Annotated in this window: 18 protein-coding genes and 3 pseudogenes; 10 read left to right on the top strand and 11 right to left on the bottom strand. The window is 53.2% G+C overall.

Annotation, left to right across the window (positions count from 1 at the left end):
• Positions 1-59 precede the first annotated feature (59 nt).
• The 5 genes from Q6D67_RS19010 to Q6D67_RS21920 all read right to left on the bottom strand — a co-directional run bounded on the left by Q6D67_RS19010 (position 60) and on the right by Q6D67_RS21920 (position 4,520).
• A complete protein-coding gene (locus tag Q6D67_RS19010) occupies positions 60-1,007 on the bottom strand; it encodes a D-isomer specific 2-hydroxyacid dehydrogenase family protein (protein ID WP_304707251.1) in 948 nt (315 codons plus the stop codon).
• Positions 1,008-1,083: 76 nt separating this feature from the next.
• Positions 1,084-2,385 (bottom strand): amidohydrolase family protein, encoded by a 1,302-nt coding sequence (locus tag Q6D67_RS19005; protein ID WP_304707250.1) that lies wholly within the window; start codon positions 2,383-2,385, stop codon positions 1,084-1,086.
• 39 nt (positions 2,386-2,424) lie between these two features.
• Positions 2,425-3,228: a 2-keto-4-pentenoate hydratase gene (locus tag Q6D67_RS19000; protein ID WP_304707249.1), complete on the bottom strand. Its 804-nt coding sequence runs from the start codon at positions 3,226-3,228 to the stop codon at positions 2,425-2,427.
• Between the two features lie 60 nt (positions 3,229-3,288).
• Entirely contained in the window at positions 3,289-4,170 is an 882-nt protein-coding gene (locus Q6D67_RS18995; RefSeq protein WP_304707248.1) for an alpha/beta hydrolase, read from the bottom strand.
• Positions 4,167-4,520, bottom strand: coding sequence for a DUF1636 family protein (locus tag Q6D67_RS21920; RefSeq protein ID WP_370551994.1), 354 nt, complete (start codon positions 4,518-4,520; stop codon positions 4,167-4,169). The genes Q6D67_RS18995 and Q6D67_RS21920 overlap by 4 nt, the downstream gene beginning before the upstream one ends.
• A 343-nt stretch (positions 4,521-4,863) precedes the next feature.
• On the opposite strand from Q6D67_RS21920, the gene eno reads away from it, so the two are divergent.
• Both eno and Q6D67_RS18985 read left to right on the top strand, forming a co-directional pair.
• Complete coding sequence (eno, locus tag Q6D67_RS18990) at positions 4,864-6,198, top strand: phosphopyruvate hydratase (RefSeq protein ID WP_304707247.1); 1,335 nt, start codon at positions 4,864-4,866, stop codon at positions 6,196-6,198.
• A gap of 27 nt (positions 6,199-6,225) precedes the next feature.
• Positions 6,226-7,242, top strand: a complete 1,017-nt coding sequence (locus tag Q6D67_RS18985) for a phosphotransferase (protein WP_304707246.1) — start codon at positions 6,226-6,228, stop codon at positions 7,240-7,242.
• A gap of 320 nt (positions 7,243-7,562) precedes the next feature.
• Here the strand turns inward: Q6D67_RS18985 and otnC are convergent, their stop codons facing one another.
• The 4 genes from otnC to Q6D67_RS18965 are packed head-to-tail and all read right to left on the bottom strand — an operon-like array spanning position 7,563 to position 10,849.
• A complete protein-coding gene (gene otnC, locus Q6D67_RS18980) occupies positions 7,563-8,201 on the bottom strand; it encodes a 3-oxo-tetronate 4-phosphate decarboxylase (protein ID WP_304707245.1) in 639 nt (212 codons plus the stop codon).
• The gene (otnK, locus tag Q6D67_RS18975; RefSeq protein ID WP_304707244.1) at positions 8,198-9,463 is read right to left on the bottom strand and encodes a 3-oxo-tetronate kinase; all 1,266 of its coding nucleotides are present in this window, start codon (positions 9,461-9,463) and stop codon (positions 8,198-8,200) included. Before otnK ends, otnC begins: the two co-directional genes overlap by 4 nt.
• Before the next feature lie 39 nt (positions 9,464-9,502).
• Positions 9,503-9,886, bottom strand: coding sequence for a RidA family protein (locus Q6D67_RS18970; RefSeq protein ID WP_304707243.1), 384 nt, complete (start codon positions 9,884-9,886; stop codon positions 9,503-9,505).
• A gap of 60 nt (positions 9,887-9,946) precedes the next feature.
• Positions 9,947-10,849 (bottom strand): NAD(P)-dependent oxidoreductase, encoded by a 903-nt coding sequence (locus Q6D67_RS18965; protein ID WP_304707242.1) that lies wholly within the window; start codon positions 10,847-10,849, stop codon positions 9,947-9,949.
• 465 nt (positions 10,850-11,314) lie between these two features.
• On the opposite strand from Q6D67_RS18965, the gene Q6D67_RS18960 reads away from it, so the two are divergent.
• The 4 genes from Q6D67_RS18960 to Q6D67_RS18945 all read left to right on the top strand — a co-directional run bounded on the left by Q6D67_RS18960 (position 11,315) and on the right by Q6D67_RS18945 (position 14,287).
• On the top strand, positions 11,315-11,569 hold the full coding sequence (locus tag Q6D67_RS18960; protein WP_304707241.1) for a transposase: 255 nt from the start codon (positions 11,315-11,317) through the stop codon (positions 11,567-11,569).
• On the top strand, positions 11,529-12,302 hold the full coding sequence (locus Q6D67_RS18955) for a hypothetical protein (protein ID WP_304707240.1): 774 nt from the start codon (positions 11,529-11,531) through the stop codon (positions 12,300-12,302). The genes Q6D67_RS18960 and Q6D67_RS18955 overlap by 41 nt, the downstream gene beginning before the upstream one ends.
• A complete protein-coding gene (locus tag Q6D67_RS18950; protein ID WP_304707239.1) occupies positions 12,299-12,877 on the top strand; it encodes an integrase core domain-containing protein in 579 nt (192 codons plus the stop codon). Before Q6D67_RS18955 ends, Q6D67_RS18950 begins: the two co-directional genes overlap by 4 nt.
• Before the next feature lie 711 nt (positions 12,878-13,588).
• A complete protein-coding gene (locus tag Q6D67_RS18945) occupies positions 13,589-14,287 on the top strand; it encodes a FadR/GntR family transcriptional regulator (RefSeq protein ID WP_304707238.1) in 699 nt (232 codons plus the stop codon).
• Here Q6D67_RS18945 and Q6D67_RS21915 read toward each other — a convergent pair.
• Positions 14,260-14,640, bottom strand: a pseudogene (locus Q6D67_RS21915) (leucine zipper domain-containing protein); the annotation flags it as partial. The gene Q6D67_RS18945 and the pseudogene Q6D67_RS21915 sit on opposite strands and share 28 nt — an antisense overlap.
• Here Q6D67_RS21915 and Q6D67_RS21910 point away from each other — a divergent pair.
• A pseudogene (locus Q6D67_RS21910) lies at positions 14,582-14,898 on the top strand (hypothetical protein). The pseudogenes Q6D67_RS21915 and Q6D67_RS21910 overlap by 59 nt on opposite strands.
• 27 nt (positions 14,899-14,925) lie before the next feature.
• Here Q6D67_RS21910 and Q6D67_RS18935 read toward each other — a convergent pair.
• Positions 14,926-15,795: an SIS domain-containing protein gene (locus tag Q6D67_RS18935; RefSeq protein WP_304707275.1), complete on the bottom strand. Its 870-nt coding sequence runs from the start codon at positions 15,793-15,795 to the stop codon at positions 14,926-14,928.
• 215 nt (positions 15,796-16,010) lie between these two features.
• Here Q6D67_RS18935 and gap point away from each other — a divergent pair, with 215 nt between their 5' ends.
• The 3 genes and pseudogenes from gap to Q6D67_RS18925 all read left to right on the top strand — a co-directional run bounded on the left by gap (position 16,011) and on the right by Q6D67_RS18925 (position 18,610).
• On the top strand, positions 16,011-17,057 hold the full coding sequence (gene gap, locus Q6D67_RS18930) for a type I glyceraldehyde-3-phosphate dehydrogenase (RefSeq protein ID WP_304707236.1): 1,047 nt from the start codon (positions 16,011-16,013) through the stop codon (positions 17,055-17,057).
• A 132-nt stretch (positions 17,058-17,189) separates the two neighbouring features.
• Entirely contained in the window at positions 17,190-17,516 is a 327-nt protein-coding gene (locus tag Q6D67_RS21905) for a glucokinase (RefSeq protein ID WP_370551995.1), read from the top strand.
• A gap of 111 nt (positions 17,517-17,627) precedes the next feature.
• Positions 17,628-18,610, top strand: a pseudogene (locus Q6D67_RS18925) (IS5 family transposase).
• Positions 18,611-19,523 lie beyond the last annotated feature (913 nt).

Genomic DNA, 19,523 nt, shown 5'->3' with positions numbered 1-19,523 from the left:
TCGGTTTCAGTGGTGGTAAGCAAATATGGGTGCATATTGTCCATTTTCCGCCACTGTGCTCAAGTAGGCACCTGATGGATGAGGGGGGATCCGTTCAGGAGCAATTGACAGTTCTCCACCGCGACCGTGAGGCTTCGCTCGATTGTTTCCAAAGTAAGCCAAGATACGTGTGGTGTGACAATGACATTCGGGAGTGTGAATAATGGATTGTCACTACATGCAGGCTCTGTATTCAATACGTCGAGACCTACGCAACGAACATGTCTTGATACGAGATTGCCGTAGAGAGCTTGTTCATCAATCAGCTCGCCTCGCGCCGTGTTTACGAGTATGACACCCTTTTTCATCTTTTCAAGCTGCACGTGGCCGATCATGGCTTGCGTTTCAAGCGTCAACGGAACATGCAACGATATGATATCGGCTCGACGAATGAGATCGTCCATTGGAACGCGCTCGCCATTTGGGCTGGCTGACGCTCGGCGGTCGCAATAAATGACCTTCGCGCCCAATGCCGTCAAGGCTGGTGCGAGGCGTTGAGGAACGGCGCCAAATCCAATCAGCCCGACCACCTTTCCACCTATTTCTCCGACGTCGTCCATGGTCTCTGGCGACAAGCTCCACCCTTGCCCGTTTCGGGTCGCCTGATCGAAGGTCACGATCTTGCGCATGGCAGTCAGCATCAAGCCGAGAGTCATTTCAGCCACTGCCTGGCTGTTGGTGCCCGGCATGTTGGCAACCAGAATACCCCTGCGATGCGCCTCATCAAGATCAATGGTATTGATTCCGACGCCGATTTTCTGAATCAACTTGAGATTCGGCGCCAGCGACATCAGGGCTCGGTCAGCGGGCGCCAATACGTGAAACAGGACGTCCGTGTCTAAAAGTTGCTCCTTTATGCCTGCCTCGTCCTCGGGGTCGACAATCGCCAGTTCCAGCCACGACGGCATTCTTTGTCGCATCCGCCGAGCTAAAAAATCGCTCGCACGAAAGTGCAGAAGAGCTTTCATTGTCAAGTAACCTCGCCTGGATGCGCGCTGGCATAGTCTGCATTTCCGAGTTTCATTTTCGTTCCTTCACGGCAGATCAGGGTTCCCAGACCGATTTGGTGGAGGCGGCAACGGTTACGGTCGCTATCTGCTCTCCCGAGTCTCGCTTGTAATACACGCCGTCCTTCATCACCATTCGTATATTATCCCGATCCTGAAAAAGCTTAATATTTTCAACGGGGTTGCCATCAACCATAATCAGGTCTGCCAGGTAGCCCTCCTTTACCAGACCGAGGTTGGGGATATCCATAATCTCTCCGCCCCACTTGGTCGCGGCCATAAGCGCTTCGTTGGGTGTGAAGCCGAGTATATTTACGAAGTGTTCCAGGTCGCGTGCATTTGTTCCCATTGGATTCCACGCGAAGCCATAGTCACCCCCCGGCAGTATTCGCATCCCTCGTTTTTTTAGTTCGGCATATACTTGCGGGGCGGTTTCCAGCATCCCGAACATATCCATGTGGTGCGCTACTTCTTCAGTGATACCCCAGGGCCCGGCTTCATATGCGGTCGTATATATTATGCCTATGGCCGGTGCAAGAAAAATGGAATCTCGCTTTTCTTCGAGCAGGTCAAATGTCTCTCCTTCGATAAAGTCGAGGTGGTAGATGCAACGGAAGTTGTATTTCAACGCGAGCCTCACGGCTGCATCGGCGCGAGCATGGCATGACAGCCAGGCCCCGCGCTCATGTGCGACTTCGGCGGCGGCGGCTACTTCCTCTTCTGTATAGGACAATTGACGACCAAAGTCCTTACGCTTGAAATTGTCGCCCGATATGTTGAGTTTGATCGTGTCGACGCCCTCGCGGATGAGCAAGCGTACCATCTTCCGGATCTCATCGGCTCCGTCAGCGACCACTTCGATGCCCTGATGATGCATATGCAACTGATTGTCGTCACCCAGGCCACCCGTTGCTACTATCTCTGGACTTGCAGCGCGCATTCTCGGGCCAGCAAATCTACCGGCATCGACTGCGTTTCGGAGTGACACCTCAAGGCGCATTTTCGACGACGCGGCCGAATACAGGCTTGTAAAGCCCGAATCTAGCATCAGTTTCATGTTCTCCAACCCGAGTATCGTATGCTCCTCAATCGGAATCTCACCCATCTCTTTCAGGTGCACCATATTGCTGTAGGTAACATGCGCATGCGCTTCGACTAACCCGGGCATCAGCGTCATCCCCCGGCCATCGATAACGTCGATACCCGGGTCTCGGCCGAGCATGTTGCTGCCATGACTGACGGCAGTGACCCGGTTGCCTTCGACAAGAACTTCCCCTGGAAAGCAATCACTGCCAGTTCCATCAAAAATCTGGATGTTCGTGAACAATTGTGGATTCATGAAGTCTCTCCTAAAAATAGGTCGAAAAATCCCGATGCCTCAAGTGATCTCAACTATCACCGGTGGCAGATGGCCGATGCGGACATCAATGAATGCACCTTTGCCTGACGATATAATGGGTCCCAGTGCGCCGGTCATGACGACTTCTCCACGACGGAGAGGGTTGCCATCGGTGACTCGTTCGCGCGCGAGCCAAAGTAGCGATTGCAATGGACTTCCCAAATACGCTCCGCCACTACCAAAAGATCGATGATTGCCATTGATGGTCGTAACTGTACCCAGCGTGCGTACATCGCAGGATTGAATATCGAAAGGTGTCTCCCCCAGCACGATCATACTGGCCGCTGCATTATCTGCGATAAAGTCGAACAACTTTAAGTCCCAGTCCCGAATGCGCGAGCTGACAAGCTCTATTGCCGGCAACCCATAGTCGATAGCGCTAATTACGTCGACTATAGTTGTATTGGGGTTGTCGATATCGGAGTTAAGAACAAAAGCGATTTCAGCTTCTACTCGCAACTGCGAGACAACATTTGCATCGATAGATGCGCCATCCGTTTCGACCATATCTGCGAAAAGAGTGCCGTAAGCGGGTGAGTCAATACCGAATTGCTCCTGAGCCGCGCGGGATGTAATACCGACTTTGCTGCCAACAATCCGCCGTCCTTCTTTAACCCAAAAATCTATGTTCGCGCGTTGGATTGATTTTGCCAGTGCGTCGGATGGGTCACTGATCTCATTGCGTACCGGCTCAATCAATGCTCGATCGCGCACGGCTATTCGCAGTTTCGCGGCTATGTGATCACGGTCTTCACTCAGATGTTGCATGTCGTTGCTATTCATTGTGATAACATTCCCGATGGTTGGGTGCGGATTGCATGCGCTACGGCGATTAATTCCCGCCTAAATGGAGAATGCATAGCGCATCTGCTCGAGTTGGCGTAGAACCAGCAGGGAATCGGGATCGCCAAGGTTGTTCACGACACTGAAGTGATCGAGGCCTGGCGGCTCTATCATCTCTACGGGATAGCCATATTTCTCCCAGACTTCTTTCATGATTAGGGATTGGCGGTGGAGTTCCGGCGACTCATCGACCGCAGTCACGAGCAACAATGGCGCGGAGATCGGAAATTCGAGATTTACCGGGCTGTGACGCTTGGCCTGCTCTTCTGTGAGGTGCAACTTCTGATTAATGAGTGATTTTCGGATTGGCTCCAGATCGTGCAATCCCCCAATTGAACAGACCCCTTTGACAAGGTTCTGTGGCAGGGAAGGATCGACCGATGGCCAGTCAGTACCCAATAAAATCATGCCGAGATGGCCGCCTGCCGAATGCCCGCCGATGTAGATTCGATTGCGATCGGCGCCTATCTCATCTGCATGCCGCCAAAGCCACGCCAGCGCTGATCGATTGTGTTCCACGATCGTGTCCATGTCGTGAACGGGCGCCAAACCGAAATTGTTGGTAACCGTAGTAATCCCGTGTGGTCGCATCCCCTCGGCCACGTAGCTGTAGTGACTTTTATCAAGGGAATACCAATACCCACCTTTTATAAACACATAAATCGGCGCCAATTTCGCAGGCGACGGGAAAATATCGATGCGTTCAAACGGTGTTTCGCCAACGGAAACGTCAAGATTACAGGGCAGCTTATCGCGTGTCGCTGCACTCCACTTCGTCCAGCTGGCGAAATGAGTCTCGTAGTCGGGAAAGCGCGCTCTATTGTTGTACTGAGCGTCGAGTTCAGCCTGAGTAAAATTCGCGTAGACGATCTGGTCGTTCATTTTCCTACCATGGCATGTTTCGGTGCTATGGCACTAATTCTAGATCGAAGTGCCATCGGAAAGACATTGAGGCTGGACAGTGCGGTGCCAAAATGCACGTAGTTGCGCGCGGCCTGTGTCAGCAGGCCCGCGTCCTGTACAGCAATGTCGGATAAGCGAATACGTGCCTTGTTGGGTGCATCAAATGCGACTCCGCATGGTTTCCGGCAACTCCCCAGGCACTGCACCATCATTATGCTTGGCCCGTCGTCAGCCAGCCTGGTGCGCAATTCGGCCCGTAGCTCCAATCCGAAGGTGCCACTTTGCGGCGTATCCCGCGGACACGTACGGCAGATTGCTATTGTGTGCATCAAGCGCAATTCCTGCTGATACCTATAAAGACTATTTTAGATTTACCTATACTCTACCCGAGGAATGGACACGTGTGCAAGCGTTCGACTCCTCAAATCCTGGCTGCCGAAATCTGTTGAGGTATAACTGCGATTTCGTCACTTGGCGATATGCCAGATCACCCAACGGATTGCGCCTATCGTGTCGTTCCAGTTCCGCGATGCAAACCCTTGAACGGGAGCTAAGGGTTCGAGTTGCGACTTGCGCACACGTTTCCACTTATTGTACCTTAGACGATGAACCACGCGTATCTAGCCACTGGCTGGAGCGGCTGCCGCATTCTCGTTGATTTGGGATTCAATAATGAAAACATCGATCAGGGCCGTGAACGGCTTTCGCGTGTGGGACTCCAGAGGACGACCGACCGTCGAGGTCGAGTTGGTCCTGGAAAGCGGCATAACAGGGCGGGGAATTGCTCCCTCTGGTGCATCATGTGGTTCCAACGAAGCAGTGGACTTGCGCGATGGCGGTGCAAGCTATGGCGGTTATGGTGTCGCGCGTGCACTGGAAAATGTCGCACACCTGATTTCCCCCGCGCTCGTCGGTCTGGATGCCATGTGCCAGGCAAGTGTCGACGCGCGACTGATTGAACTTGATGCAAGTTCAACTCGAGACAAGGTTGGTGGAAACGCGCTTATTGCCACATCGATGGCCGTTTTGCATGCAGCCGCCGAAACCACCGGCAAGCCACTTTGGAGTCACCTGGCTGAAGGCCGTGCGATCAGCATGCCGCTTCCTGAGGTGCAGATTTTCGGTGGTGGTGCCCATGCCGGACGGCGCGTCGATGTTCAGGATTTTCTGGTGATGCCTGTCGGTGCCTCCACATTTGATGAGGCGCTGTGTATTTGCGCAGACATTTACCGCATCGCAGGCGAGTGCATGGAGGCTCGTGGCGGCAGAATGGGTGTCGCTGACGAAGGCGGGTGGTGGCCGAATTTTTCGTCTAACGAGGAAGCACTTCAGGTGCTCACAGGCGCAATTGAGAGGGCTGGTTACGGGAATGGCGAAGCGATGATTTCCCTGGACATAGCGGCATCCGGATTATACAAAGATGGCTACTATCGATTGGCTATGGAGGATCGTCAGTTTGACTCCGATGCCTGGCTGGATCTCGTTTGCTCATGGGTTGCGAAATATCCAATTCTGTCGATCGAAGATCCCGTAGCTGAGGACGATGTCCTAGGCATGCGCAAGTTTACAGATGTGCTCGGCGATAAAATACAGATCATTGGTGATGATTACCTGGTGACCAATGTTGATCGGGTCTCCCAAGCCATCACTGACGGCTGCTGCAATGCCGTGCTTATCAAACCTAACCAAGTGGGTACAATAACTGAGGCCAAGGCAACACTTGATCGTGCCAGGGACGCAGGTTGGGGCACAGTTATTTCTGCCCGCTCTGGCGAGTCCGAAGATGTAACCATTACTCACCTCGCCATCGGCTGGAATGCGGGCCAGCTTAAAGTCGGTTCATTTTCGCGCTCAGAAAGGATGGCAAAATGGAATGAGGCATTGCGAATTGAACGTGGTGGTGCAGCGACGAAAGCATTTTCCGGTCTTGGTGCACTGCCGATCAAAGTGAGAGCGGGACAAGAAGATGCTCAGGCGTCTGGGCGCAGAAGCCGTGTTGCGCGATAGTATCGCAGCCTGTCTCCGGGACTTGCCATGACACCGGAATTCATCTCGGGCCTGTTGCATGAATTGGGTTTTGCCGAGCACGGCGAAAATCCGGTGATTGAGGCGCTAAGCGGTGGCGTGTCCTCTGAGATACTCAAGGTGACCGTAGGCTCGGGCATTTACTGTATCAAACAAGCGCTGCCGAAACTGAAAGTTGAAAAGGACTGGTCGGTGCCGACCGATCGAGTATTTTCCGAAATTGCGTGGTTGCATGCCGCCGATCGTATCGTTCCCGGCCATGCGCCTCGGGTGCTCGGCGTCGACCGGCGCGCCGGCGCCTTCGTGATGGAGTTCCTGAGCACGGAGTCCCACCACAATTGGAAGACTTTACTCGTAAGTGGAATTGTCGAGGCTGATTCCGGGCGACAGGTTGCGTCAGTGTTGGGTCGTTTGCATGCCGCGACAGCCGGCGACCGGAACTCTGAGAAGCAATTTTCGAAAAAAGACAATTTCTATCTTCTGCGGCTGGAACCTTATCTTATCGAAGCCGCAAAGCAGAACCCAGATCTGGCGGAGGAGCTGATAGATATCGTCCAGTCTGTACAAAAGCACCGGCTGGCCCTGGTGCACGGTGATGTGAGCCCTAAAAATATATTTCTCGGCCCAGAAGGGGCAATATTTCTGGACGCAGAATGTGCTTGCTTCAGCGATCCGGCGTTTGACGTCGCATTCCTGCTGAATCACATGCTACTAAAATCGGTACTGCTGCCGGATCAACGCGATGAGCTGCTACTCGTTTTTGATCGAATCTGGACTGAGTACAAGGGTCATGTGAACTGGGAGTCGAGTTGTCAGCTGGAGAAGCGTATTGTGAAACTCTTGCCTGCACTTTTACTAGCACGAGTTGATGGCAAGTCGCCCGTGGATTATCTTTCGAACGTCCAAGGTTCCGGTGTGCGAACATTTGCGAGGGATCTGTTGATACATCCAGCTGATACCCTTGATGACTTTGTCACAGCATGGTCGGAGGATCTGGATCCACCCGGTTGGACAGTGATTGAGTAAATACCCTCCGGCAAAGCTGGCGGCTTTAGTTTTGTGAGTCGCCCAAAGCGAAAATTACGGAGCCTTCGGCTACTTATGTTCCCTTGAGGGGGCCGCCACTGCTACATCAACTTCAACTGATCTATCCGTTTGTCTTCCTGTTCTTGGTGCCGGATATACTCCCGAGTGACTTGGCGGATTCAATGACTAAGGCTACTCTGATCAATTCCGATGTTCATTTATAATTGGTCCATTCCCGAGAACTAGATTCGCTCCTTTTTAAGGCTGCTGAAGAAGGACTCGGCGACGGCGTAGGTTTGTGTGAACGCTGATTTTCAGCGTCAGATATCTGTGGGAAATCGATTCTTTAATTCAGCAATCTGCTCGGGGGACAGAAGTTTCAGTCTGGAAGTTCCCAGCAACAAGAAAAGCTTAGCTGTCTCTTCGAGTTCTTCAATTGCAAAGACGGCTTCCTCCACAGATTTTCCAGCAACAACTGGACCATGATTCGCAAGTAGAACTGCGTGATGCTTTGAAGCCAAACCGGCTACGACTCTGGCCAGGTTGCGATCGCCCGGAGGAAAATAGGGAACAAGTGGTAAGGTACCTATTCGCATGACGTAGTAGGCAGTTAGCGGCGGTAGTACATCATCAGAATTAATGTCGGCCAGACAGCTGACTGCAACTGAATGGGTTGAATGCAGGTGTACTACAGCACCGGCCTTAGGACGCTGCTGATACATTGACAAGTGGAGAAAGGCTTCTTTGGTTGGTTTATCTCCATCGACCCAGTTGCCCTGCTCATCTAGGAGCGAGATTCGCTCAGGATCGATTTCGCCTAGAGAAGCACCTGTTGGAGTCATGAGCCAGCCCCCATCAACACGGGCACTTATGTTGCCTGTAGAGCCGAACGTTAAACCTCGTTCGTACAAAGATTGGGATAGTATTGAAATTCGTTCTCGTAATCGCGATTCATTCATGGGAGCATCCTGAAAGCCTTCATAAAGAAATCGTCACTTCCAAAATTGCCAGACTTCAGTGCCAGAGCAATGCGTGGTTTCTTTATAGTTTCGGTCCAAGGTACGCCGGGATCTATTTCGGGGCCGATCCTGAGGCCATCGATACCGAGTGCCGAGACAACTGCGCCTGCTGTTTCTCCGCCGGCTAGAATCAGCTTGCGCCTACCCATGCCAACAAGGCCAATCGCGATTTTTCCCATTGTGTCCTCGATCAAGGCTGACACTTGCTCACGGCCATATTGCTCCTGAACTGCCTGAACATCAGCGGGGTCATCAGAGGAATAGATAAGTATCGGTTGATCGTTATGGTTTTCGGCCCAGGCGAGTATTTCTTCGAGGTCCGCTTCCCCGCAGGCTATTCGGCTGACATCCAGTTTGAGCAATGGGTACTGATTTTGCTGCCAGCAGGCTATCTGTTTGCGAGTTGTTTGCGAGCAACTGCCGGCCAGAATCGCAGCCGTTCCAGCAACCTCAGGCAGCCGAGGCTTCTGTGGTGGACCTAGTAGGCCAGCATGGCGAAAGTTCTCAGCAAGACCCTGAGCTACCGCTGACCCGCCGGTAATTAGGCGATGCATCCTAGCGGCAGCGCCGATAGTTGCAAGATGTTTATTGGAAAGGGCATCTGTCACGCCATACGAAATCCCTTCTAGGCGCAGTGATTCGAAGGCTTTCTCCGTTGCTTCGCTACCAGTTGTTACTACATTGTATGGAACTAGACCTACTCGACGGTTTGACTGAGTGCTCATCAACCGTATTAGATTTGCATCTTGCATTGGAGTGAGTGGGTGATCTTTCATTGGCGTCTCTGAAAGTAGTTTATGACCGATGAACAGATGCCCCATGTAAACGGTTCTTGAGTTTGCTGGAAATGCTGGACAGACCAGCGCAAAATTTTCCTCCAACTCTGTAAGTAAGGCATCGGCAACAGGTCCAATGTTTCCTTCATGAGTAGAGTCAAAAGTGGAGCAATACTTGAAAAAAAATTGTTGTACACCAAGTCGCCGAAGCCAGCGAAGTGCTGCGATAGAGTCTGAAACTGCCCGGTCGACTGGAGCGGTTCTTGATTTCAGAGCCACAACCACAGCATCTGCTTTACTGATGTCGACAGATTTCTTCGGAACGCCGATAGTTTGAATTACATGCATTCCGCTGCTGATCAGCGTATTAGATAGGTCCGTTGCGCCGGTAAAGTCGTCCGCGATTGCTCCAAGCAAAACTGCCATATTAGCTAAAATCCTGCACAACGGATCCTATCTTTTTGCCTAATTGCTGAGCGCTGCGATGGCGGATATTTCCACCAGCAATCCTTCACCAGCGAGGTCAGCTCTGATCGTTGCTCGAGCGGGAAAATCACCCCCGAATCGCTTAGAGTAGACTTCGTTCATCGCTGCATAATCACTGAGCGATTGCAGGTATACAGTGGTAGACACGACATCCGGTAACCCCATTCCCGCCTCGGCAAGAATTTCTTCGATTTTATCGATGACTACCTCGGTTTGAGCCTTCACGTCTCCAACACCAATCGTACTCCCATCATTTTCTACTGGAATTTGACCGGCCAAGAACGCGAGATTTCCGACCTGCGTGCCCAGACTAAACGGACCTGCTGGAATCCAATTTTTCGGTTTCAATATCTTCTTTGCCATTTCTTAATCTCCCGTGCTTGTTGTTGAACGCAGTAAGTATACTGCTAAATCCCCTCGGGTTTATTTCCCAACAGAGGTTGCTGCCATCGCTTCGAGTATGGTCACTACCTCACTCGAATCGTGTTTGCCTTTTCCTTGTGCAATTACAGCTCGAAGCAATTCCCGCGCGGCACTTACGGTCGGTAATGACACTCCCAATTGCTCCGCAAGATGCATCGCGCCCGATAGATCCTTGTACATGTTGTTCGCAGAAAAGTGCGGCGGAAAAAAGCTACGACTGATCATCCGTGGGCCACGCGTAGCCATTGCGCCGGTTTGCGGTCCCGTGCCTGGCAATGATGTAATGTCTATGACAACCTGCGGGTCAATACCCGCTTTGGCGGCCAGTACAAGCGCTTCGGCGGAAGCCTGTATAGCGACTCCCATGACGAGATTGGCGATGACTTTTAGAGTTGTGCCGTTACCGCTGTCTCCTGCGTAAAGAACCATACTACCCAATTCTTTGAGTATTGGCTCGCATGTGTCGAATGCCTCCTTCGAGCCCCCTACCATAATCCCTAGTGCGCCCTTCTCGGCGACCTTCGGTCCGCCCGAAACCGGTGCGTCTAGGATATACACGTCTTTGGACCTTGCCCGCTCGGCGTGAGCCCGTGACGCTTCAGGGGCAATGCTCGCTGAATCAATGACGATTAGACCCGGTGCCGCACCCTCCAGAATACCTCCGGGGCCGCAAATCACTGCTTCGGACGCGGCGGCATCGGAAACTATGGTAAATACTACATCGGAGATAGCTGCTACTTCACCTGGTGAATCCGCCCATGTTGCACCCTCAGTGATGAGCGGTTCCCCGCTGGCCTTGGTTCTATTCCAGACTGTAAGCGGGTAGCCAGCGTCCATCAGTCGACGTGCCATCACTATGCCCATTGTTCCCAACCCGATGAAGCCGATTTTCGTTTTACTCATTCTGATGTCTCCTACTATCGTGTTATCAGTTGCACTGCAGGTAAATATCGCATTCTAGACCATGGTCTATTCAGTAATAGGTAAGCGAGGCGTTGCCTGTTAATCGGATCATAAAACGGAATCAAAAGAGGCGTAATGTTCTAAAGATGTAGTTATGATCGCAAAATTCCTCGATGGTAGCAAGCCGAATTCGTCGGTTTTTGACATCTTTGTTTATTTGCTCTCTTCTTGATTTTGAAAGGAGGGGCAGGGTAGTGTCCCGCGAAGATGGTTATGCAGCGTTTTTCTCACCTCCTCGCGGTGAGCTTTGACTAATGGTATTGTTTTCCGATGGCCCTATTGGGGTCGTAGCGAACCAGACGAATTGTCCCAACAAGGTGAATAGAGTCCCTCCCTCTGTCAGCATAGTTCTCGCGCCCATTTTTCACTCTAAATCTCAAGGAGGGTGCGGTCAGTGAGGCCAGCGTGGGACAATACAAAGGAGAGTTCAAAGAGCAGGCGGTCAGGCGACTGCTGCCGCCCAATGCCCAATCCGTGGCACAGGTCAGTCGGGATCTCGGCGTCTCTAATGTCAGCCTGTACAATTGGCGTAACCAATACCGTGATCGAGGTAACCCCGTGCCTGCAGACCCCTCCAATCCAGAGAATTGGAGCGGCAAGAACAAGCTTGCGATCGTCATTGAGACGGCAGCCCTCAACGAGGAAGAGCTTTCCGCATAGTCGGGAAAAAGGGCTGTATGTCGACCAGGCGCGGCGCTGGCGGGCAGCAGCTGAATCCGGGGCCGATGGGGACCGTCCGCTGACGGCGGTGGAGCGCCGGGAGTGGCAGCAGGAACGGAAGAAGAGCCGCAAGCCGGTGAATGAACTCAACCGCAAGGAGAAAGCCCTGGCGGAGGCAGCGGCCCTGTTAGTGCTCCAAAAAAAGCCCGAGCGATCTGGGGGACAACGAGGACGATTGATTGTGGAGGCGGATCGGCAAGAGGCGATTGAGCTGATTGAGGAAGCGGTGGCGGCTCGCGCCCGCTGCTTCAGGGCCTGCGAGATACCGGACATTGATGTGCGAACACTGCAACGGTGGAAACGAGCTCTCAGGCTGGCGGTGCTTGGCGACCAACGCAAGGCTGCCGCCCAGGCCCGTACGTCTGGCAATGCAATGACGCTAATGGAGCGCGAAGAGATTATCCGCGTGTGCAATCTCCGCGAGTACTGCAGCCTGTCGCCCATGCAGATTGTGCCGCGCCTGCCCGATGCGGGCCGCTATCTCGCCTCGGAGTCGAGCTTTTACCGGGTCTTGCGTGATGCCGGGCAGGTCAATCGTCGCGGTACTGCGGAGCAACCCTGCAAGGCGCAAAACCCCAGGGCTTTTGCGCCACAGCGCCCAATCAGGTCTGGACTTGAGATATTACCTTCCTTGCCAGCAGCATCCGCGGGCAGTTCTACCGCCTGTACATGATGCAGGACATCTTCAGCCGCAAGATCGTCGGCTGGGAAGTCCACTCGGAGAAATTGGCGGAGCATGCCAGCACTCTGATCAGCAAGGCCTGTATGGCGGAAGGTATTCGCCTTGGACAGTTGGCTCTTCACGCTGACAACGGGAGCCCCTTGAAGGGCGCGACCATGCTCGCAACCCTGCAGCGGCTGGGCATCGTCCCATCGTTCAGCAGGCCATCGGTGAGCGACGACAACCCGTACTCCGAGAGCCTGTTCCGTACGCTCAAGTACACGCCGGCCTACCCCCACAAGCCGTTCGAGAGTATCGTAGCAGCGCACGCTTGGGTCTACGAGCTCGCTACCTGGTACAACAATGAGCATCGTCACAGCGCGATTAAATACGTGACGCCGGCGCAGCGGCATGCTGGCCTCGACACCGAGCTGCTGCAGCAGCGGCAAGCAGTTTACGAGGCAGCAAAAGTCGCACATCTACAACGGTGGTCTGGGCCGACACGAAATTGGGAGAGAACCGACGACGTCTGGCTGAATCAAAAAGAACTGTGCGCTGAGAGACCATCATTGGTAAAGGCTGCATAGTCAATGAACGCAACTCTTTGTTGACAAGCACGCCCCCTCCAGCTAGTCGTGACCCTAGTCCTTGACCCTCACAAGGTGCTATCGTTACTGGTGTGTTGGCTTTCTGCAGGTTTGTGGTCGTGCTCGGGTAGGTGGCGCAGTGTCTGATAGGGCAGTGCGGGATGTATGGAGACACGGGATCTCCTTCAGATTCACCTCCAGCAATTGGTATCTGCTATTTTGCTAAATCCGCTAGGGCGCTCTCCCTCGGCGGGCAGCGCTGGCCCAGTCGTGCAGTTAAGGCACGTTCCGAGTCATTCTAGTGGATGATCATCCGCGCCAGGAGCTGAGTTTTCTCCTCTTGAGTCAATTGACGGGTCTGCTTAATTATACAGACTGTTTCGAAGCGAATCGTCTGTATGTCTTTAAACACACGAGAGTGGTTTGTCAACCCGATTCAGAAATTCCCCCTCGAGGGGACACTACCGCTTGGGGCCAACAACACACAATTGTCTCATGCAGCTTATTCGTTCGGTGGTAGGCCCCTACGATATATTTGTTTCGAGACGGCATCGATTTGGTGTCACCGGCATCATTGCACGATGACAATCGAGAATGGTTCGCTTAACATTCGGAAGAGGGTATAATCTACTATGCACCACTTCGGATCGCGCTAGGGGTCGCGCGGTGACTTCCCATATTAACGTGTAGTTTAAAGCAGCAGAGGAAAGCATGGAAAACGTTCGCGAGGCTTCCCAGAGGGCGGCTGGCGAGATCATGGATTACATACTGGACCGTATTTCGAGCGGCGATTGGCCGAATGGGCACAGGATTCCGACAGAGAAGTCGTTGATCAGCCAGTTCTCCGCCGCGAGAAACACCGTTCGAAAGGCTCTAGGAAAGTTAGAGCAAGAAGGTATTATTGTGCGGTATGTTGGGCGCGGGACCTTCGTACGGGGCGAGGACGAAGAGCCGGAGAGCGATATCGCAGCGTTTATCAAGGGAGATGCGAGTCCCTCCGAAATTAACGAGTTGAGGGTTATCCTTGAGCCGGCTACCGCGGAGATCGTTGTAGCAAGAGCAACAGAAACGGAGATCCGGCACGCGCAAAAATGCCTGCAAAATACGCTCGCTGCCAAGTCTGTTGAGGAATATGAGCGCTGGGAGGCTGAGTTGCATTTGACCATCATAAATTCGGCCAGGAATACTGTGCTGACGAGGATCTATAAAGCCATTCATCTAGCACGGAATAAGACGGCGTGGAAGGAAATAAAGCGGCGGTCATTGAACGACATGCGACGCGAAAGGTATGAACGTGACCACGCAGCGATGGTTGATGCATTTGCGCGCCGGGATGCAGTCGGTCTTCGACAAGCAATGAAATCGCACCTCGAATCCGTAAGTCATAATATGGTTAACCCTGTCAGTTGAATCCCGTCCTCGAATCTGGCAGGTTCCAACTGGCTCAGTCGAGGCAGTCCTGCTTGAGACAGGATGCGGACGACCGTGCTTCGATTGACCCGCGTCGATTCAGCGATCTGCAGGTATGTTTGCCGTCGACGCCTGAAATGGCTCACATGTTTGATGGTTTGTTGGGGTTTGGCGTGAGGGCAGTGGTGGGGGCGGGACGCACGGTTCAGCAGGCCGGCCTTACGCTCTACGTTGTACCGGTAAAGCCACTTGTACGCGGTGAGCGCGCTGACCCCCGTGGACTGGGCAGCTTCGATGGGGCTCAAGTCATGTTCGATGATTCTACGCACCAACAGCAATCGGTCGTGGACGGCTAATCGGCCATTTTACAGCAGGGCAGCAGGGCTGCGACACCTGAAGTTTTTCCCGGCCGAAGTCGCACGTGAGGTGGCAATCTTGAAGTCGCTAGCGAGGCCTTTGCCACAGTTGCGCTTTTGCCGACCGGTGGGGCGACTTCGCAAAACGCGCGGCGCTACCTGGCGCCGCCCGACGTCGTCTGTGTCAGTGGTACCTGGATGCTGGATCCGCAGGCCATCATCTTGGGCGATTGGGAGGAAATAGAGCGCCTGTAGCTTGAAGCGACGGGCCTTTCGGCCTGACTAATCGCGCTTGAATTTTCGTTTGGATTGACCTTTTTTTGTCGCATCCAGGCTGCTCTTGATTTTTTTGAGTTGATCCTCGATTTCCGGGCCGCCGGCCAGGGCCATGCCGGTCGCCAGAATGTCGATGATGGTCAGGATGATGATCCGGGTCGTCATCGGCACATAGATAGTGGTGTCTTCGATCTCGTCACCGGAGGTAATGGTGACATCCGCCAGTTTAGCCAGGGGTGATGTGGGGTTGGTAATGGAGATCAGGCGGGCGCCGCTCTGTTTCGCCAATTCCGCAATTTCGATCATCGCCCTAGTTTTGCCGGTGAACGAGAAGGCGAGGAAGCAGTCCTCGGGCGTCGCGCCAGCGGCGGCCATGCGCAACATCAAGTGGTCGTCATAGGCGATGGTGGGCACGCCCAGTCGGAAAAGCTTGTGATGTGCGTCTTGGGCAATGGCGCCGGCCCCGCCCATTCCGCCGATCACGATCTGACGGGCATTGTGCAGCAGGCTGACTGCCAGATCCACGGTTTCACCGTCGATATGGGTGCGAAGGTATTCCAGTGCCGCCTGGTTTGCACTGATGCGCTTCTCTATGACGGTTTTGGCACTGTCACCCTTGGAAACTGCCTCGGAAATAAAACTTGTCTGGTGGGCAAGGCTGCGCGCCAATTGCACTTTGAAGTCGGGAAAACCACTACAGCCGAGATTGCGGCAGAGACGCGACACCATGGGATCGCTGACGCCGGCGCGCCTGGCGAGTGCTGCGGTGGCCATATTCACTGCATCATCGGGCGCTGCCAGGATTACATCGGCTATTTTGGCCTCCGCCCTGCTTAGCTCATCGCGTCGCGATTTCAGTTGACTAAGAATATTCATTACAGCTCCATGGTCCAAAGGGTCTCCCGGTGCGGTGGCGGTAGTTTTCCTGCGTCCGTCAGGATCTGCAGCATTGCCCTAAACCGCTTTGCTTTCAATACGATAGTGGAAGGTGATTTTCCATAAAAAAGTAATAAAATTACACATAATAGGATATGATGCCAAGACGGCGTGTTTTTTATGTAATTATATAACTCATTGGGTCGGAAGGTGCTATGAAAATTCGTGTGGCAATCAATGGTTATGGTCGGATCGGCCGGAATATTCTCCGCGCACTTTACGAGTCGGATTATCACCAGCATATCGAGCTCGTGGCCATCAATGACCTTGCGGATACCTCGGTCAACGCCCACCTGACTCGCTACGACTCTGTACACGGACGCTTTAACGGATCGGTGGTGAGTGAGGGCGATACATTGATCGTCAATGGTGACCGCATCCACATCTGCGCGGAACGTGATCCGGCCAAGTTGCCGTGGCGAAAGCTGGGGGTTGATGTCGTTTTCGAATGCACGGGACTATTCACTACCCGCGAGAAGGCCGCAGCTCACCTAGGCGCCGGCGCCCGCAAGGTGATCATTTCAGCTCCGGCCTCCGGGGTGGATGAGACCGTTGTGTACGGGGTGAACGACCGGGTACTGTCCGATCGCAGCGAAATAATTTCCAGTGCCTCTTGTACCACCAACTGTTTGGCCCCTGTCGCCAAGGTTCTGAACGATGGTCTGGGGATCGAACAGGGTTCGATGACAACCATCCACGCCTTTACCAATGACCAGAACCTGCACGACGTCTATCACGCGGATATTTATCGTGCCCGCGCAGCCGGACAGTCCATGATCCCCACCAAGACCGGCGCCGCTCAGGCGGTGGGTCTGGTTCTGCCGGAGTTGGCGGGTAAGCTAGACGGTATGGCCGTTCGGGTGCCAACAATCAACGTGTCCCTGGTGGACTTCAATTTCCTGGCCAGTCGCGACACATCTGTTGACGAAGTGAATGCGTTGATCAAGACCGCTGCCAATAGCGCGATGGCCGGGGTATTGCAGTACAACGACGAACCTTTGGTCTCGATTGATTTCAATCATCAATCAGCTTCGTCCATTTTTGACGCCAGGCAGACTCGGGTACACGGCTACATGGTGAAAGTTATGGCCTGGTACGACAATGAATGGGCATTCTCCAACCGCATGCTCGACAACTGTCAAGCACTGATGGCTGTTGCCGGCAGTGGGGGTCGGAAACACGCTGGAACCCGCACGGCGTGATTCGTCATATCCGTATCGTTTTGGTTGGCGAACATCTGGGCAATTTTTTAGCGTTCGACCCCTGCGAATGACAATCGCAAGTCACAGCGGCATGAGCGAGTATAGCGCTAAACAACCGCTCTTTGAACGAGGCTGGAGACTTCCGGTGTCTTAGTCCTACCGTCATCTCCTTATTTATTTTCTGACAGAGGCTGCACAAACGCACGTTGTGCATTTGACGGTGTGGTGGCAGACGATATTGCACTCAGCATGGAGGCGATGTCGGGGGTTTACCTGTCGGGCGGTATACTGCCCGAGATTCTGGATATTATCGAGAGCCCATTGATAAGAGCGAACTGTGAGAGCAATGGGCGATTCAGCGCGAGCTGCGCAGAAGTTCCCTTGGCCATCGTGCGGGCGGACAACCCTGGTTTGGTCAGTTTTTCACATGCCTCGTGGTGTCCTCGGGAGTCAATTTGAGATATCGGCGAAGGGTGCCCGGCTGTTTAATACATGAGTGGGCTAAGGATGCTCTGATCAAATCCGATGATAATTTATAATGGGTCCAGTCCCGAGAACGAGTTGAACCTGATGCGCCAAGACTCCTTTTTCGATGCCGGATTCGAGAAATACCGGAAGAATACTCGCAAAGAGCAGTTTCTGGAGGAGATGGAAACCATCATCCCCTGGAAGGAATTGACCGCTGCTATCGAGCCCTTCTATCCGAAGCCGGAGGGCGCTGTTAGCGCCCGATCGGTATTGAGCGAATGTTGCGGATCCACTTCATTCAGCACTGGTTCAACCTGTCGGATCCGGCCGCCGAGGAAGCCCTCTACGACTCTCGCTCGCTCCGCCAGTTCGTTGGGGTCGACCTCGGTCGAGACCCAGTGCCGGACGAAACCACGATCTGCAAGTTTCGCCACTTGATGGAAAAGCACAATCTGGGTGATCAGCTGTTCCACCTGGTGAATCAGTATCTGCAGGAGAATGGCCTGAAGGTATCCCGGGGCACTATTGTCGACGCCAGTATCATCAGCGCACCGAGTTCCACCAAGAACAAAAAGAAGGAGCGCGATCCGCAGATGCATCAGACCCGCAAGCGCAACCAGTGGTACTTCGGTATGAAGGCGCTTATCTGTGTCGACAGTCGTACAAAGCTCATCCACTCCGTTGTCGCCACATCTGCCAATGTCCACGATTCGCAGGTATTGCCCGACCTGCTCCACGGCGAAGAAACCAGAATCTGGGATGACTCCGCGTACAGTGGGAAAAAACAGACGATCGCTGACAATGCGCCCCGAGCCAAGGACTTCACACAGGCGAAGGGCAGTCGCAACCGAAAGCTGACGGATGAAAATCGCGCCAGGAACAGGAACAAGTCGCGTGTGCGGGCCAAAGTGGAACACCAGTTCGGGATCATCAAATGTCAGTTTGGATTCTCGAAAGTGAGATATCGCGGGCTGGATAAAAATGCTCGTCGCCTGTTCGTTGCCTGTGCGCTGAGTAATCTTGTGATCGCCAAACGAACGCTGCTGAGACGTAGCCAACCAGCTTTGCAGGCAAGTTGTGCCTGAAAAGTGGAAACCAGCGAGGAAATCCCATGCGCACCGCTGAAATACGACCCATCACAGACTTTTTGAGCCGGAATCGTCGTGAATTTCAAAATTGAGATGTAGCGTGTCATGGGTTCCTTATATTTTGTCGATTAATCAGATGATCCCTAAATATTGAATAGCGCGGAGCAGGCGGGATCTCGGGTCGAATTTTAATAGGCTCATTTACCTGCATTGATTGTAGGCTACGTCGCCCTGACTGAACTCTCTATTAATTGGTTGAAATATTTCCGCCTTTAGTGATTACAATCTGATCCAGTCCCGTTTGATCTTTTGTTGTTTAACTTTTACTCTTCCGTGATTGATAAACTGTTCGCTGAACTCCTTTAGGGCTGGCTTTCTTGGCGGCTTTCCGGCGTTAACCTTGACCCAGTAGCCTAGTGGAGGTGTGTGAGACATCGAATCGCGAGATTATCTCGCAGATCGCCCTAAGACCTCTAAGATCACGCTTTGGGGAATCTGTCGAAGTGGCAGTCCACTTTCTGGTGAGTGAGCTAAAGGCACGGAGATTCCAGGTGGCGATTAGCAGGTTCTTGCTGACCTTTTTGATCGGGATGGCCAGATCAACGGCCGCTTTCAGGTGAGTCAATTCAAGAGCTACATTGGCGGGCGGATTGTCCGTTAAGTTTGGCATAGCGAATCCCAGTGCAGGAGTTAGTCGACGCTACTGATTGTAGTGCAAATCGTGAAGCGAGCCCGGGGGCCAAAAGCCCCTCGATCACACGCGAAGAGATGTTGTGTGGGCGGCTGCTTTATCACAAATTTGGTTAGGCATAGATTACTAAAAGCGCTCGCAATTTAGTGTAAGCGCAAAATAATCTACGCCCTGCCAACGCCGCCCTGAACTGTGCAAGCTGCACCCTCCGAATGGTCA

The sequence above is a fragment of the Haliea sp. E1-2-M8 genome, assembly GCF_030649675.1.
GTDB lineage: Bacteria > Pseudomonadota > Gammaproteobacteria > Pseudomonadales > Halieaceae > Haliea.
This window is presented reverse-complemented; position numbering and strand designations above follow the sequence as displayed.

What these genes read in the sequence shown, in the direction of transcription:
- gap (WP_304707236.1), top strand. Translation starts at nt 16,011, where the DNA reads ATGAAAATTCGTGTGGCAATCAATGGTTATGGTCGGATCGGCCGGAAT.
- Q6D67_RS19010 (WP_304707251.1), bottom strand. Translation starts at nt 1,007, where the DNA reads ATGAAAGCTCTTCTGCACTTTCGTGCGAGCGATTTTTTAGCTCGGCGG.
- otnK (WP_304707244.1), bottom strand. Translation starts at nt 9,463, where the DNA reads ATGGCAGTTTTGCTTGGAGCAATCGCGGACGACTTTACCGGCGCAACG.
- Q6D67_RS18935 (WP_304707275.1), bottom strand. Translation starts at nt 15,795, where the DNA reads ATGAATATTCTTAGTCAACTGAAATCGCGACGCGATGAGCTAAGCAGG.
- Q6D67_RS18970 (WP_304707243.1), bottom strand. Translation starts at nt 9,886, where the DNA reads ATGGCAAAGAAGATATTGAAACCGAAAAATTGGATTCCAGCAGGTCCG.
- Q6D67_RS18965 (WP_304707242.1), bottom strand. Translation starts at nt 10,849, where the DNA reads ATGAGTAAAACGAAAATCGGCTTCATCGGGTTGGGAACAATGGGCATA.
- Q6D67_RS18945 (WP_304707238.1), top strand. Translation starts at nt 13,589, where the DNA reads ATGGAAAACGTTCGCGAGGCTTCCCAGAGGGCGGCTGGCGAGATCATG.
- Q6D67_RS19000 (WP_304707249.1), bottom strand. Translation starts at nt 3,228, where the DNA reads ATGAATAGCAACGACATGCAACATCTGAGTGAAGACCGTGATCACATA.
- Q6D67_RS21920 (WP_370551994.1), bottom strand. Translation starts at nt 4,520, where the DNA reads ATGCACACAATAGCAATCTGCCGTACGTGTCCGCGGGATACGCCGCAA.
- Q6D67_RS18995 (WP_304707248.1), bottom strand. Translation starts at nt 4,170, where the DNA reads ATGAACGACCAGATCGTCTACGCGAATTTTACTCAGGCTGAACTCGAC.
- otnC (WP_304707245.1), bottom strand. Translation starts at nt 8,201, where the DNA reads ATGAATGAATCGCGATTACGAGAACGAATTTCAATACTATCCCAATCT.
- Q6D67_RS18950 (WP_304707239.1), top strand. Translation starts at nt 12,299, where the DNA reads ATGATGCAGGACATCTTCAGCCGCAAGATCGTCGGCTGGGAAGTCCAC.
- eno (WP_304707247.1), top strand. Translation starts at nt 4,864, where the DNA reads ATGAAAACATCGATCAGGGCCGTGAACGGCTTTCGCGTGTGGGACTCC.
- Q6D67_RS19005 (WP_304707250.1), bottom strand. Translation starts at nt 2,385, where the DNA reads ATGAATCCACAATTGTTCACGAACATCCAGATTTTTGATGGAACTGGC.
- Q6D67_RS18985 (WP_304707246.1), top strand. Translation starts at nt 6,226, where the DNA reads ATGACACCGGAATTCATCTCGGGCCTGTTGCATGAATTGGGTTTTGCC.